Origin of the sequence: Microcoleus sp. N3A4, assembly GCF_036701805.1 — a bacterium.
Classification (GTDB): Bacteria; Cyanobacteriota; Cyanobacteriia; order Cyanobacteriales; family Microcoleaceae; genus Microcoleus.
Genome location: NZ_JAUBRJ010000090.1, coordinates 1 through 15,729, shown reverse-complemented (window position 1 = coordinate 15,729; position 15,729 = coordinate 1). Strand labels below are relative to the sequence as shown.

The following is a 15,729-nucleotide window of genomic DNA, read 5'->3' as shown; positions in this document are numbered from 1 at the left end:
CCAGATTTAAGGTATATCTACCATTCATATAATTTAAACATTACGAACCGGGTGATCTGCCGCCCCACAATAAAAATTAACCGTGCCGAACGGGTCATAAAAACTGTTTCTGACAAGCAATAAAATTCATTATGTACAAGACATAAGCTTGCCAATCTTTGGCTGGACTATATATAAGGGCAAGCTGCGGTGTGCATCGCCTTACAAATAGAGCGCAAGTAAATCCAGATGTAAAACAGGCATCTTTCCTATTACGGACATTAGTCAGTCCAGGACACACTGCGACTAAAGAAACCAGTTTTTTTACCGATTATAGGGCTGCAACGAAGTATATTCCTCAAAAGAGGCGATTTATGACCACCCGTGCGTAAGTCCCGTAAGTCCTAATTAGTATGTGATGTCAGTTATGAATGGCCGTTGCAATTTACATTTTAAAATCAGTAATTTAAGTACGGTCGGCACCGAAGCAACCGAACAAAATGCCAATCTAGATGTTAGAAGTCACTACAATACAGGCACTATTTTGCAACAGCAAGGAAAGATAGAAGCAGCGATTGACAGTTATCAGCAAGCGATATCCTGCTGGAAAAAAAGTTCGGAAAAAGCACTTTTGTCCTGTGCGGCCAATGCCTACAGCAATTGGGGCTGCATTCTGGCACAGGAGGGCAAATTTGAGCGAGCAATTGCAGTTTTTCAAGCGGGAATAGCTGTTGCGCCCGATGATGTGGCTCTGTACAATAATTTAGGTATTGTTCTGTTGGAACTCCAGAAGCCAGAACAAGCGATCGCCCTTTACCGCCGCGCGATCGAGTTGCAGCCAGAGTTAGTTATTGCCCGTTACAATTTGGGAAAAGCATTCCAAAGATTGGGGCTGCATACTTTTGCAGGAGAATGTTTTGAGCTGGTAATTAGCAAAGATCCGGATCGGATTTCGGCATACGGCGATCGGGCTGTTTCCCTGATGGCACAAGGCAAATTAGCTGAGGCAATGCTATGTTTGCAAAATGCTATTGCTCTGGAAAGCGAGTTTGTTGATGGTTTTTGTCGCCAAGTAGAGTTGCGGTTGACTTCTGTACAAGAATTCAATGAACTAGATCGAGCTCAAATAGCCTGTGTCCGATTTCTCAGGCAACTTCAAGGAAAGGACGGCTCTGGTTTCGCCATTTCTAGTCTTGCTAAAAATCCGCTTCATGCTTCATCATTGCTCCTCAATTTAGCAGAGACTTACTTTCATCTGGGAAATGTCTTGGCTGAGTACGGCGGGTACGAACAGGCAGAAAAGTATTACCAAAAAGCTTTACAAATTAAACCTAAGAATGCGGATATTTACTTGCGGCTGGCTGATTGCTTGAGTCAGCAAAAACGATTTTCGGCAGCGATTGTAATTTACCGCTTAGTGCTGGCAATTGCGGGCGATCGCTCGGATGTTTCCGAACAGTTGCAGTCTATATTGAAAAAACAGCAGGAGTTGATTCATTCTCCCTCAGCCCGCCAAGGGTTTCAACCCCTGTCGGACTCTGATGTTGAAATCATCAAACATCCCTCCATTGTTAACGGGAATAAAAACCAAAAATTGGAATGCCAGGGCTTAGATTGTCAGCGGTGTCTCAAGCGGATTTTCAAACAGTTTGAGCCTGTGCATTTAGGTGATGGCGTATATTCTTGTGCTCAGCAGGGAGAGACTGCTGTTGAGTCGCCGGAAACCTTTGTGACTTCGCTTCCAAACGGGCGGGCTTGGATTGTAGCGCAGAAAAATTCTTGGATGATTTGCAATGCTATTGCTATTATCGATTCTGGCGATCGGCTTTTACCCGAACTTTCCCGCGAATATCCGGGCGAGTTACCGGGATGCGAAAATCAACATTCTACTCAGCACAGGTTTTTGAATTTAAAACCGGAAGAATTACCGCCTTTAGAAAAGATAGACGGTACGGTGGCGGTATTGGCCGGACTTTCGGGAAATGTCTATTTTCACTGGATGGTGGATATCTTGCCCCGGATGGAAATTCTGCTGCGTTGGGGGGTAAATCTGGAAGAGATAGATTGGTTTTTGGTTAATAGCTGCCAGCAGCCTTTTCAGCGAGAAACCCTGAAATCATTAGGGATTCCTGAATATAAAATTATAGAGAGCGATCGCCATCCTTACATTCAAGCCAAACAATTAATTGTTCCATCTTTTTCTGGATATTTGGGCTGGCTGTCGCCGCAGGGGCTTGAGTTTTTGAGGCAGGCTTTTTTAATAAAAAAATCTCACGAACTCCCGAAAAGCTTCGCCAGCGATCGCCAAAACTATTACCCAGAACGCATCTATATCAGCCGCAGCAAATGCAGCTACCGGGTAGTCATTAATGAAGAGAAAGTAATAGATTATTTAAGCGACTTTGGCTTTGTTCCAGTGCTACTAGAATCTATGAGTTTTCAGGAGCAAATAGCTTTATTCGCTCGTGCAAAAGTAATTATTGCCCCGCACGGCAGCAGTTTAACAAATATTATCTTCTGTTCTCCCGGAACAAAAATAATTGAGCTGACATCTCCGAATTATATCAGGCATTACTACTGGGCGATCGGTCAGCAGGTAAATCTAGAACATTATTACGTAATAGGAGAGAGCTTTGATTGCCACCCAATCCGACAGTTAATGTATCAAAATCCGTTAACTGAAGATATTTTAGTAAATTTGAATTATCTCAAAAGAATGATAGGGAAGATTAATCTCATTCCCTCAAAAAATGCACTAAATTTAATTTCGCTTGAAAACCTTAAAAAACCCAGCACTCTTATGAACCAAGAATCAGCAGATTATTTCCAAAAACGGGCAGAATTTTATTTAGAACAAGGCAATTTAAGTGATGCTGTAGCTGCTTGCGAGCAAGCCTTGAAGCAGAAACCCGATTTTGCACCAGCTTACAAAACCTTGGGCAAGATCGGTCAAGTACAAGGTAATTTAGCCAAGGCAAAGCATTGGTACGTGAAAGCTCTGGAAATTCAGCCTGATTTTGCAGAAGTTTATACTAATCTTGCTAGTATGTACGCCCAAGAAAAAAATTGGGAGCGGGCTTTAATCTGTTACCAAAAAGCAACTTATGCTCAGGTAAAAGATCCAAAGACTAATAGCACTCAAGGTATTTTAGCCTTCAAGCCTGACGATATTGAAGTCTACATTCAAGGTGCAGAAGCATTTTATACTCAAAGGAAGTTCGAGCAGGCGGCGGCGGCTTGCCAGCGAGTTATCCAAGTTAAACCCGATGCGAGGGCTTATAAAATTTGGGGTAATGCTAGGCAAGCTCAAGGCAAGGTAGAGGAAGCGAAAAATTGCTACGCTAAGGCTATTGAACTAGATCCTGATTTTGCTGAAGCTTATACTAATTTGGGGACGCTTTACGCTCAGGAACAGCAGTGGCAATCGGCGATCGCATTTTACCAAAAGGCGATCGCCCTTCAGCCGAATTTAGCATCAACTTACCGAAATTTAGCTCGGGTGTGGACGCAAATGGGGCAGCTATCGGAGGCTGACGAGTGCTGGTTTAAAGCGTATTCTCTGGAACCGGCCAAAGCAACACCTGAAGAACACATTCATCTGGGCGATAACTTTTTGAGGCAGAATCAGGTAACGCAGGCTATACGCTGTTACTGCCACGCTATCGAGTTAAATCCCAATTCTAATCAGGCTTACCAACACTTAGGAAATGCTCTCCAAGCTCAAAGAAAGGTGCAGGAAGAAGTTGCTACTTATCGAAAGATAATGGAACGACCGGCTAACATTTTTGGGGATTTGTTCAAGACAGTAGTTATGAGTTTGAACGCGAAAGCTGAGTTGCCTCAGAATCCCCAAACATCTACTTTACCGGCCAATGTTGCAGCTAATTCCTTGCAACTCGATTCCACAATCTCCGCTGAAAAACCTCGCGTACAGTTGCAGCAGCCGGAAACAATTCCTACAGTACCGCAAGATTTAAATACGATCGCCCCTGCGCCAAAATCTGCACCTGCTGCTCCAAAATCGGCTGATATTTTGCCCCCAGTGACAGTTGTTGACAGCGGTTTTGCGGCAGATTTTCGGAGGCAGGATACGGCGGATAACTGCATTCAGCGGGCAGAATCCTATTGCGCTCAAAAACAATTCGATCGGGCTATTGCTGAGTGCAAGCGAGCTATTGAAATTCAACCCGATGCGGTGGCTGCTTACAAACTGTGGGGCAATATTTTGCAAGGGCGGGGGAATTTAGAAGAGGCAATCGAGTGCTATCAAAAAGCTGTCCAAATTAAGTCTGACGACGTGCAAGCAAACGTAAATCTTGGCAGTTTGTATGCTATGAAAAAACAGCTATCGCAGGCGATCGCTTGCTACCAAAAAGCGATCGCCCTCCAGCCAAATTTAGCAGCAGCTTATCGGAATTTGGCTCGGGTGTGGATGCAAGATGGCAAGATGGAAGAGGCGAATGAGTGCTGGTACGAAGCGTTTTCTTTGGAACCGGAAAAGGTATCGCCCGGGCAGCACTTAAAACTGGGAAATATTTTGTTTAAGCAAGGTCAAATTACTCAGGCGATCGCGTGTTACCAGCGCGCGATCGAGTTAAATCCTAACTTGAATCCTGCTTACCAAAATCTGGCGACAGCGCTGAAAAAGCAAGGCAAGTTGAATGAAGCTGCTGTCTGTTTGCAGAAAGTGGCGGCACTTAATGGCAACTCTTCGGTATCTGGCAGTAAAGCAGCAGATACTTTTGCCCCTGCGACACAGGTAAACAACAATCAAAACAATCGCAAACCTGCTGAGGCTGTAGAAACTGGAGATGCGATCGCTTCCTCGGCAGAGGTAAATAATCCGGGCAACAATCCTGCAAAATCTGCGGAAACTGTAAGATTATCCGCCCAGGCGATCGGCTCTCGCAAACCTGTGACGGTTGTCAATTCTGTCAGTGCAGAAGCATATATCAAACAGGCAGAATCTTATTACGCCCAGGGGAAATTTGAGGAGGCGATCGCGGAGTGCAAGCGAGCTATTGAAATCAAACCGGAGACGGCGGTTGCCTACAAGATTGCGGGGAATGCTACCCAAGCAATGGGCAAGGTAGATGCGGCTCGGTATTGGTACACTCAAGCCTTAGAAATAGATCCAAATTTTGCTGAAGTTCATGCTAATTTAGGCAGCATTTACGCTCAACACAAACAGTGGCAAAAGTCAATTGCTTGTTACCAAAAAGCAATTGAAATTAAACCGAATTTAGCATCGGCTTACCGGAATTTAGCGAGGGTCTTTTTGCAGTCCGGTCAGCCGCAAGCAGGGGCAGAATGCTGGTATGAAGCTCTCACTCTCGATATCAATTGGGCAAAGCCTGATGAACACTTTACTCTGGGCAATACTTTGTTAGAACTGGGTCAGTTGGAGCGGGCTATTTCGTGTTACCAGCGGGCGATTCAGTTGCAGCCGAGTTATGCGGATGCTTATCACAATTTAGGGGAAGTTTTGAGCCTTCAGGGCAAGTGGGAAGAGGCGATCGCGGCTTACCGGCAAGCGATCGATCTGAACCCGAATTTCGATGCACCTCATTACGGTTTGGGGAAAGCTTGGGCTAGTCTCGATCGGCGCGAAGAGGCGATCGCTTGTTATCGGAGAGCGATCGAGTTAAATCCCAATTTGGCTCAAGCTTATCAAAGTTTGGGGGATGTTTTGGACAGTTGGGGTCAGTTGGATGAGGCGATCGGGTGTTATGAAAAAACCATTGAATTGAAACCGGACATCTGGGAATTTCACCATAAATTAGGTGATGCTTTGCAAGAAAAAGGTGAGATAGATGAGGCGATCGAGGCTTACAACCGTGCCATTGAACTAGCAAAAGTTTAGAAATTTTCCGGATAGCTCAGTCTGCTAATTGAACAATAAATTAAACGGATTCACTTGTCTCAAATTACAACAGGTACAGCATATGAGCAGCCAATCCAAAATCATTGCATTTCCAGTAAATAATCATTCAGATTTTCCCCCGCTATCGCACCCTGAGCATGAACTTTTACCTCCTAAATTAGTTACCTTAAAAAAGGTTAATTCGGAATCTGGAGAACCGGATAGGAAGCGAGACAAGCATTCTTACGGGAGTGTGGGAGCTAATTTCAATGCTGCTAAACCTCACTACAGCTTAGGGAAAGCTTTGGCTAAAAAGGGGGAGTGGGAGAAAGCTATTTATTCCTACCGTAAAGCCTTAGAACTCTCCTCTAATTCAGCAGATATTTATCAGAGTTTAGGGAATACTCTTGTTAAAACTGGTGAGTTGGATGAAGCGGTAATAGTTTATCAGAAAGCTATCGAACTTCAGCCTAGTTTGTGGGAAGTCCACCACAATTTAGGGGATATTTGGCAAAGACAAGAAAGGTTAGATGAGGCGGTTGCTGCATATCGTCTGGCGATCGAATTTAACCCAGACTTTTCTTGGTCGCACAATAATTTAGGGGATGTGCTGATTAAGCAGGAGAAGTGGGAGGAGGCGGCGGTGGCGTATGGAAGGGCGATCGAGCTAAATCTAGACTTCCATTGGTCTTACTATAATTTGGGCAAAGCTTTGGTGGAGTTGGAGAGGTGGGAGGAGGCCGTTGTTGTTTATCGGCGCGCAATTCAGTTAAAGTCGGATCTGCCATTCGTGTATGAAAAGTTGGGCGATGCGCTGCGAAATCACAGCCCATTATCTGCGAAAGAAGCTATTAGTTATTACAATCAAGCTATTCAAGACAATCCAGATAATATCAAGCTCTATCACAAGGCTCTGGAGGTTAACCCAAAAGATCCGAAACTCTATTTGGGTTTGGGTAATGCTTTGATTAAACAAGGACAAAGGGATGGAGCGATCGTATTTTATCAAATGGGGCTGCAACTTAAGCCTGGTGACTTTGAAATTTATTTGCAGCTATGGAAAGCCATGCTCCAGATTAATGATGGCTTTGAAGATGTCGCTGTACAGTCGCAAGCGGATTTGATTGATTTTTGTGGACAACAGAAGGTTCATAATAAATCTTCACAAATTCCCTTGTCATTTAAATTCTCGCCTGTCTCAAAATCTACACTTGATCGAGTTGATATTGTTCTCTGCATTCACAATGCTTTAGATGATGTAAAAGAGTGTCTCAATTCGATTAGACTATACACAAAGGTTGACTATCGCTTGCTGATTGTAGATGACGGTTCTCAAGCAGAAACTAGAGACTTTCTTAAGTCGTGGGTTCAAGAGGATTCTGTAGCCACTTTGTTTAGAAATGAGACGGCTCGCGGTTATACCAAAGCAGCTAACATTGGTCTGCGCGCCAGCAAGGGTGACTACATTATTTTATTAAACAGTGACACAATTGTTACTCCTGGGTGGCTTGAAAAATTAATTGAATGTGCTAATTCTCAAAAAAATATTGGCATAGTTGGACCTCTGTCAAATTGTGCATCTTGGCAATCTATTCCGGAAATATTTGACAAGAACGGTGGCTGGATGATTAACAATATTCCTGAAGGATACTCCCTGGAAAGTCTGAGTGATATAGTGGCTAATGTTTCCGACAAAGCATTTCCTTATGTAAATTTTGTTAATGGTTTTTGTTACATGATTAAGAGAGCTGTAATCGATGCCATAGGTTGGCTGGATGAAGAAAGCTTTCCCTACGGTTATGGAGAAGAGAATGATTTTTCAATTCGAGCTCGCAAAGCTGGGTTCAAACTCGCAATAGCCGATCATGCCTACGTCTATCACTCTAAATCTAAAAGTTTCGGACACGAACGCCGTCAAGAGCTTTCTAAACAAGGTTCGGCAGCATTCAAATCCAAGCATCCTGATATTAATGTAAAAGCTTTGACAGAGGAAATTAAAAATAATCAAGCTCTCGAACGTTTGCGTCTTAAACTACGCGAACATATCGTGCCGCTAGGAATCAATACTAATAATTTGCGCTAAAAACAATATCGACTAGAGGTTTGTATATGTCAACAAAAACTAACCAAGAAACGGCTGAAACCAATTTCCAAACAGGCAAACAGTTGGCAGGGGAAGGTAAACTAGACGAGGCGATCGCTATCTACCGTCAAGCTATTGAACTCAACCCCAATAACTCTGAGTTTCACCGCAGTTTGGGGGAGGTTTTGCAACGAGTGGGGCAACACGAAGAAGCGATCGCATCTTACCGTCAAGCAATTGAGCTGCAACCGAATTTTTCTAAGGCTTACCATAATCTAGGAAATGCCCTGGGCAAACTCAAACAATGGCCCGAAGCGATCGCCTCTTATCGTCAGGCGATCGAACTTAATCCTAATTTTCCTACTGCTTGCTATCGTTTAGCCGAAGCTCTAAAACAGTTTGGAGAAACTGAAGAAGCGATCGCCACCTACCGTCAAGCTATTGAACTCAACCCAAATAACCCTGAGTGTCACCACAGTTTAGGGGAACTTTGCCAACAACAAGGAAAATATGAGGATGCGATCGCCTCTTATCGCCGAGCAATTGACCTGCAACCAAAGCTTTTCAAAGCTCACAATAACTTAGGAAATATCCTCGTAAAACTTAAACAGTTGCCTGAAGCGATCGCATCTTACCGTCGAGCTATCGAACTTAATCCAAATACTCCTGAGTTACACTTCAGCTTAGGAGAGCTTTGGCAACAACAAGGGAAACATGAAGAAGCGATCGCTTGCTATCGTCAAACAATTAAGCTGCAACCCAAGTTTTTTAAAGCTTATCATAACTTAGGAAATTCCCTTGTTCAACTCAAGCAATTCGAGGAAGCGATCGCCTGTTACCGTCAAGCAATTGAGCTGCAACCCAAGTTTTTTAAAGCTCATAATAATTTAGGAAATGTCCTCATACAACTCAAAAAGTGGCCCGAAGCGATCGCCTCTTATCGTCAGGCGATCGAACTTAATCCCACTTTCCCTACCGCCTATTATCGTTTAGGTGAAGCTCTGGAACAACAAGGACTAATAGAAGAGGCGATTGCAACCTACCGTCAAGCTATTGAACTCAACCCAAATAACCCTGAGTGTCACCACAGTTTAGGGGAACTTTGGCGGCAACAAGGGAAATATGAGGATGCGATCGCATCTTACCGTCAAGCAATTGAGCTGCAACCGGATTTGCCTAAAGCTCACCATCACTTAGGAAATGCCCTCAGTCAACTCAAGCAATGGAAGGAAGCGAGCCACTCTTACCGTAGGGCGATCGAACTCAACCCCAATTTCCCTACCGCCTACTATCGTTTAGGCGAAGCTCTCCAACAACTTGAACTTACAGAAGAGGCGATCGCTGCCTACCGTCAAGCTATTGAAATCAAACCCGATTTTTCTGCCAAAGTTTACCACAATTTAGGAGAACTTCTCAGCCAAAAAGACCAGTGGGAAGAGGCGATTAGCTGTTATCGTCAAGCGTTTGAGCTTGACCCCAACTTTTCTCCAGCTTATTACAAATTAAAGGAAGCTTTAGCCCAGAATGGTCAGCTAGATAGAGCTAAATCTATTCCCTATTATCAGCCTACTGTCAAGTTAAATGTTAATGATGAATTCCCCAAACTTTTATTTATTCTCCCCGTCAAAGGCGGTGGAGGTGGCGCTCATTCAGTCGTGCAAGAAGCCTTAGCACTTTATCGCTGCGGCATCCCTGTCAAAATAGCTGTCAATCAATCTAACTTTACTGACTTTTTAAATAGTTACACAACCGAAATTCCCGAGATCGGTCAAATTGCTATCTCTTATCAAAGTTTAACAGACCTAAAAAACTTAGCTAAAAATTTCTCTGTTGTCTGTGCAACGACTTATAGCTCAGTAAAAATGCTGGATATGCTAGTCAGAGACAATCACCAGATTTTGCCGGCTTACTATATACAAGATTACGAACCCTTATTTTCTTGTATAGATACCCCTGAGTGGGAAGAAGCACGAGAATCGTATACACTGATTCCCCATGCTGTCCGGTTTGCCAAAACCAACTGGTTATGTCATATTGTCGATCGCAATCATGCCGTTAAGGTTCACAAAGTCCAAGCCAGCATCGATCATCAAGTTTACTACCCTCATTTAAAGAGTGAAAACTCTCGTATAGAGATTTCTATGATGGTAAGATTCACCACCGCCAGACGCGCTCCCCGTCGCACATTAGCTGTCGCTAAAATTTTATCAGAATTGTTTCCAAATCAAGTGCATTTTACCATCTTTGGCTCTGACCGGAGTCTGATTGAATCTGCTGGGATACCGATTCCAGAAAATACTACTATCTTTCCTCATTTGAGTCGCTCCGAAGTGGCTGCCCTGCTGCGGAACTCAGATATATTTCTAGATTTTTCTGATTTCCAGGCTTTTGGGCGTACAGCTATAGAAGCAATGGCTTCTGGCTGCATTCCAGTTGTCCCTGATAAAGGAGGAACCGATGAATTTGCTATCCCGGATTTTAACTCTGTCGTCGTTGACACAACCTCGATTGAGGAGTGCATTAAGGGTATTGGCAAACTGATCCAAGCCGATCGCAATGTGTTATTGCAACTCAAGTTAAATGCTATTGAAACAGCAGCAAAATATTCACCCAAACGTGCTGCTTTGAGCATTTACAATCTTTTCTACAATCAGCTCCTTCAACTTGCGTCATAGCAAATAATATGAAATATGCCGGAACCTGACTCGGTTCAAGAGTATAGACAGAAAAAAGAGGGATTGCTAGCTCATGCTTTCACATAATTACATGATAATTTAGGAGTTAAAAACCTTGCAGACGTTACACACCAAGCAAATATTAAAAGATTTAATATCCGAAACAACTCACGAGCCTAAGCAGATTCGAGTTTTAATTATAGACGGTGGCAGACATCGAATTTATTCTGGATATGGTCATGTAGCCCAGAGTTTGGCTATAGCGCTTGCGCGCAACCCACGATTTCAAGTTCAGATTCTTGACAACAATAAACAATGGGAGTATGAAGGTATTTATCAAGAAGAACTAAAATCGATAGAGTGTGCTACAAATTTAGACAATTGCGATTTAATTTTACAAATAGGGCCTCCTCAAAGCTTCAAAAAATACCAAAAACCATGTATGTTTTTTACTCTTTGCGATCAGTCCGACTTGGACGAGCAAGACATCAAAGCAATGAAAGAAGTTGATGCTATTATTACTGCCTCTCGTAGTGGATTATATGTATTCAAAAAATATTTTTCTAAAGTTTACGTTACCCCTCTACCAGTCGATTCTCAAATATTTAAACCAGTACCAAGATGGCGCTCTGAAGGGTCAGATTGTTTTAGTTTTATATTTGTAGGAAGCTTCAGTTTTAGAAAGGGAGTTGATTTACTTGTTGAGGCATTTTTTAAAGAGTTTTCCTGGGAAGAAGTAAACTTACATCTCCACTGTCCGGGGGATAAAGCTGATGAAATCGGTAACTTCTTAATTAAGAAAAGCCAAGAACACAAGAAGCCTCCTATGTGTTCATTTAGTACGAAATCTCTTCATCCAGCATGGGTGAATCGATTTTATAATAGAGCGGATGCCTTTGTTTCTTTCACCCGAGGAGAAGGTTGGGGTTTACCTATAGCGGAAGCAATGCTGTGTGGCTTGCCAGTCATTGCTCCCTTATCCACATCAATGCTTGATTACTTAACAAGCGATGTGGCATTTTGCCTGCCAACAAAAGAAAAATTAGTTTCAGAGATTTCCGCTCCTTTTGGTCAGAACTTTAAAGCTTCCCATAGTGGAAGTTACTACGAAATTGATTTGCAGGAAGCTAGAAAATGTTTGAGAGATGTCTGGTCTAACAAGGATCGGGCAACCGAGATTGGAAAGAAAGGTCGCGCTCACATGAACGAAAACTTTTCATTTGAGCGATTTTCTCATTGTTTGCATGAAGCAATTGTAGATTTTACGAATAGTATTGCCACTTACGTCTAGTAAGGTACGCATTACACACCTACCGATAGAGTCGGGAGGATAAGTCCTAATTCTTTCCAGTTTAGTTGAGAAACTGATAACCGTATCCCTAAAATGTTGAGGTATCACCGTGAATGCACAAGATAGTTCGTTGATTTTCCATATCCCTAACGATAAAAGCCCCAAAAAACTGGAAATTGGTGCTGGTTCTAAGCCACAACCAGGCTACATACACCACGATATTCGTCCTCTCGATGATATCGAAATAGTCTGCGACGCCAAAAAGTTTCCCGAACAATTTTACGAGCAATTTGATGAAGTTTTTGCTTCCCATATTCTCGAACATTTCAACCGATTTGAAGTAAAAAATGTACTGAAAGAATGGAGTAAATTAGTGCGTGTAGGAGGCATTATTGATATTGTTGTTCCTGATGTTCGGGAGATGTGTCAGCAACTTGTTGAAGGTCATATTGATTTAGAGTTTTTCAACTATCTAATGTTTGGAGGTAATGATTATGAGTACAACGTTCATAAATATGGATTTGATGCCGCCCTTCTGGGAAATATGCTGGAGCAACTAGGATTTGAAATCATTAGCTCCAAGAGCGGGCCTAAGTGGGCAGAAAGAAAACGGGATAGATACTGCCCTATGGTCAGATTGGTCGCCAAAAAGGTACGTCGCTAATCCTGCAATAACAGACGTAAAATAGCAGATTTCCGATCTAAACACTTGAAAAAAAACGAGGATAATCCCATGAATATTGATAGCAAAAGCATAGTTGATTCATCAGTCGATCTGGAGTCATTTAATTTTGCAGGTCATACTCTAAAATATTTTTACCACAGAGGAAATTGTGGCTTTCCTCCAGAACCCAGAACAGAGCGGACTGTAGAGTTATCCATTGTAGATAAATGGCTTTCTTTGGCAGGTGAAAATGTTTGGGAAATTGGAGCTGTTTCTTGTAATTATTGGAGACCGATTCGAGTAGAAAAAATTATCGATCCTTACGACAAACATCCCAGCGTAACTGATAAACTGTCAATCATGAATGTGAATTTGAAGGGTAGAAAAGTTTTGTCTGTTTCCACAATTGAACATATAGGTAAATTTCCTCAACCCGGAAATGAAGAAACACCTGAGACTGTTCTTAAAGCTTTGGATAAACTTTTCGAGGAATCTCCTTGCTTTTTGATAACTTATCCACCAATGTATAACTTGATTCTTGATAATCGAGTGTTTAATGGCAGTTTACCAGGAGATGTCAAAATCAGATTTATAGTTCGCCAACCCGATCAAACTTGGCAAGAAGTATTCAATCCAGAAGAAGCAAAACGACCCTATGGCAAGACTCGCAGATCTGATGGAAGCAGTGCGGGATCTGATGCTATTGTTATGTTAGAAAGGGGTAATTTATTGTAATTCAAAACCGCTCCCAAACCATTGCAATAAAATTCACTAATCGTTCATAAGGAGTACAACATGGGCCTGCGACGTCAAAAACCATTATCCCCCTCTCAAAAACCCATAGTGTCATCCCCAAAACCATTAGGGTTATCCGACCCATATCAGTTCAAAGGTTTGGGAGCCACTCCTTTTACTAAAAGAGATATTAAGTGGACGCCATTCACAGCAATACTTGCTGCTATTTTTGTAGGTGGCCCTTATGTTGTGGCAATTGTGTGGACAGTTTCCTCTGGTTTAAATTTCTTGGCAGGTATACTGGTAGTAGCAGTTATAGTGATTGCAATACTATTTTTTTTGATGTTTTATTTAACTAGATTATGACTGGAATTAATGCTAAATCTAGTTAAAATTTTGAGTCGATGAAACGCAGATGACTGAGATTGCCATCTGCGTTCATCTCCGGTTAAACTCAAATCTCTAATTACCCCGAAACTCCGACTTAGCCGTCGATTTTAGAGAATTAGCCGCATCTGCCAAATTCTGTGCTATCGCCTACTGCGCGTCCATAAACACGCCAGCCGTATGGTGTCCGGGCATCCCCGAAATCGAGTCGCCCGGATGGGTACCCCTGACAGGTGTAGGTTTTTTACAATTAGGAGGAATTACAGGCATAAAATTCATCTACAGGGGTATCAGGGAAAGAGCTCCAACGCTCAAGATGAATCGTTCGATTCTTGAGTAAATCAGCCATCAGGGTCAGCAAACCAAGGACAAAGCAAGAAAGCCGACGCTGTTTTTTCATGGTCATGGGCTGACTGTTGGCAATATGTCCAGGGGGAAGTTGTTCAAGATTGGAGGTAGGCGATGGATGTTCGGCAGCACCACCAAGTATCACCATCCATCAAGTGGCAACAGCCAGCACTAACCACATTCGTTCGGCTCGTTGTGGATCGAGTAAACGGGTATTCTGCCATTGCCAACCATCAGATTTGAGATCGCGGTAAACACATTCGGTACAAGAACGTAGTCCATACCAGAGAACGTTTGCTTCCTCCGGTTTGAGGTCTGTCAGAATCAACCACGGGTCCTTGTAGCCTAAATCCCAACGAGCTAGCAGTGTACAAGACAGAGGGTTAGTTTTAAAGCAAAGCACCTCCCCAGACCATGATTGTCCACCTTGACGAACCAGATGTGCCAGTGGCTGCCATGTCTGTTGAGATGGCAGACGATAAGTTCCTTGATGGTTGATACGTAGAAATGGATGCCAGCCCACACTTTCAATAAATTGATAAAGCCAATCAGCATACAATCCTCGGTCAGCCGCAACGATCACCCTAAAGTTAGTGGGAATCACACCTTGAACCCGAGAAATCAGTTTTTGCCTGCGGAGGTTTCCAACTTCCGGGCTCTGTGGCTCTGACAATACACGCCCGCTATAGGAATTCCCGACCCACCCAATAAGATGTTCATCGACAGAACTGTAAATTTATCCCCGATGCTAGTGGCATCCAATGCCAAGGCAATGTCCTCAACATTTTTTGGCAGTAAACTTAGCACCCACAACAGTAATGGAGCAAAACAACTACTCACATCGAAATCACGACGATGAAGTCCTTTTTTAGCTGGGGCTTCTTGATACCATTCTTTTAATCGCTGACGGACTGTATTCGGCTTTTCTTCGTTAATGTCAGCGATCAACTGCGAAACTTGGGTTAAACTGCTGGATTTGGTCATCACTACGCCAAAACTCCAAGTCGCTAACCCAATCGCTTGAGGTATTGACAGGTGAGCCATTTGTTTGGAGACAATACATGACCAATCCAAGAGATGCTTATTTTTCAGCATTGAGGTTTTTCCCGCAGCCACGTGTTTCGTTGAATCACCCTTATTTTCGCCTGGTTTAATTGATTTTATACTACCCCCTCGTAAAAAACCTACACCTGTCAGGATGGGTACCCGCCCCCGTGAGATACAAGCCCTCGATCGGCGTTTTGTAATTACCCAATTCCGGTAAAGGGCGGCAAAAAATCATCTGATCCAGCGTTAGGTCAACGTGGTAATAATTTCCCTTCCAAACACCCAAACGCTATCCCAATTCTGCCGGGCTTTTCACCCCGCAGCCAATAGACCTCTTGCGAAAGTCTTAGGCGATCGCTAGTTTGTCTTCAAAGAAAGTTCATAATTATAAATACCAGCGATCAAATTAAATCTTAATCCGAAGCGTTTTCTTCGATTCCGATACCTTGATGAAAGTATTCTAAATATATTTAGGGCTTGCTGAATAAGCCTAAAACCCTTACCTGAAAAGACTTTGACTCGCGAGCGGCGCGGATCAAGTGTAAGACTATGAGCTAAAATTAGTCAAAAGCCATGCAGAGTAAGTAGTAGGACACAATTAATTACCCAAAATACCGCCTAAAAACCTTGCCTCTTCAAAAGGCTTGATGTAATTAA

Annotated in this window: 10 protein-coding genes and 1 pseudogene; 7 read left to right on the top strand and 4 right to left on the bottom strand. The window is 42.9% G+C overall.

All coding sequences use genetic code 11. The features are described 5' to 3' along the window. Window positions 1–406 precede the first annotated feature (406 nt). From QUA56_RS32490 to QUA56_RS32460, 7 genes are all read left to right on the top strand, one after another. Window positions 407–5,842: a tetratricopeptide repeat protein gene (locus QUA56_RS32490; protein WP_333366871.1), complete on the top strand. Its 5,436-nt coding sequence runs from the start codon at window positions 407–409 to the stop codon at window positions 5,840–5,842. 82 nt (window positions 5,843–5,924) lie between these two features. Beyond that, window positions 5,925–7,925 (top strand): tetratricopeptide repeat protein, encoded by a 2,001-nt coding sequence (locus QUA56_RS32485; RefSeq protein ID WP_333366869.1) that lies wholly within the window; start codon window positions 5,925–5,927, stop codon window positions 7,923–7,925. A gap of 26 nt (window positions 7,926–7,951) precedes the next feature. Then, entirely contained in the window at window positions 7,952–10,600 is a 2,649-nt protein-coding gene (locus QUA56_RS32480; protein ID WP_333366867.1) for a tetratricopeptide repeat protein, read from the top strand. A gap of 115 nt (window positions 10,601–10,715) precedes the next feature. Then, entirely contained in the window at window positions 10,716–11,891 is a 1,176-nt protein-coding gene (locus tag QUA56_RS32475; protein ID WP_333366865.1) for a glycosyltransferase family 4 protein, read from the top strand. Window positions 11,892–12,000: 109 nt separating this feature from the next. Beyond that, window positions 12,001–12,555 (top strand): hypothetical protein, encoded by a 555-nt coding sequence (locus tag QUA56_RS32470; RefSeq protein ID WP_333366863.1) that lies wholly within the window; start codon window positions 12,001–12,003, stop codon window positions 12,553–12,555. 69 nt (window positions 12,556–12,624) lie between these two features. Then, window positions 12,625–13,290: a hypothetical protein gene (locus tag QUA56_RS32465; RefSeq protein WP_333366861.1), complete on the top strand. Its 666-nt coding sequence runs from the start codon at window positions 12,625–12,627 to the stop codon at window positions 13,288–13,290. Window positions 13,291–13,398: 108 nt separating this feature from the next. Continuing rightward, window positions 13,399–13,656, top strand: a complete 258-nt coding sequence (locus QUA56_RS32460) for a hypothetical protein (protein ID WP_333366860.1) — start codon at window positions 13,399–13,401, stop codon at window positions 13,654–13,656. 271 nt (window positions 13,657–13,927) lie between these two features. Here QUA56_RS32460 and QUA56_RS32455 read toward each other — a convergent pair whose 3' ends face one another. The 4 genes and pseudogenes from QUA56_RS32455 to QUA56_RS32440 form a co-directional block, all read right to left on the bottom strand. After that, entirely contained in the window at window positions 13,928–14,173 is a 246-nt protein-coding gene (locus tag QUA56_RS32455; protein WP_333366858.1) for a hypothetical protein, read from the bottom strand. Between the two features lie 3 nt (window positions 14,174–14,176). Continuing rightward, entirely contained in the window at window positions 14,177–14,698 is a 522-nt protein-coding gene (locus QUA56_RS32450; RefSeq protein ID WP_333366856.1) for a transposase, read from the bottom strand. After that, on the bottom strand, window positions 14,647–15,120 hold the full coding sequence (locus QUA56_RS32445) for a hypothetical protein (RefSeq protein WP_333366853.1): 474 nt from the start codon (window positions 15,118–15,120) through the stop codon (window positions 14,647–14,649). Before QUA56_RS32445 ends, QUA56_RS32450 begins: the two co-directional genes overlap by 52 nt. A gap of 309 nt (window positions 15,121–15,429) precedes the next feature. Next, window positions 15,430–15,537: pseudogene (locus QUA56_RS32440) on the bottom strand (IS5/IS1182 family transposase); the annotation flags it as partial. Window positions 15,538–15,729 lie beyond the last annotated feature (192 nt).

Bases quoted from the DNA above. Each gene is read 5' to 3' on its own strand.
- QUA56_RS32480 (WP_333366867.1), top strand. From the start codon at position 7,952: ATGTCAACAAAAACTAACCAAGAAACGGCTGAAACCAATTTCCAAACA.
- QUA56_RS32465 (WP_333366861.1), top strand. From the start codon at position 12,625: ATGAATATTGATAGCAAAAGCATAGTTGATTCATCAGTCGATCTGGAG.
- QUA56_RS32445 (WP_333366853.1), bottom strand. From the start codon at position 15,120: ATGCTGAAAAATAAGCATCTCTTGGATTGGTCATGTATTGTCTCCAAA.
- QUA56_RS32455 (WP_333366858.1), bottom strand. From the start codon at position 14,173: ATGGTGATACTTGGTGGTGCTGCCGAACATCCATCGCCTACCTCCAAT.
- QUA56_RS32485 (WP_333366869.1), top strand. From the start codon at position 5,925: ATGAGCAGCCAATCCAAAATCATTGCATTTCCAGTAAATAATCATTCA.
- QUA56_RS32490 (WP_333366871.1), top strand. From the start codon at position 407: ATGAATGGCCGTTGCAATTTACATTTTAAAATCAGTAATTTAAGTACG.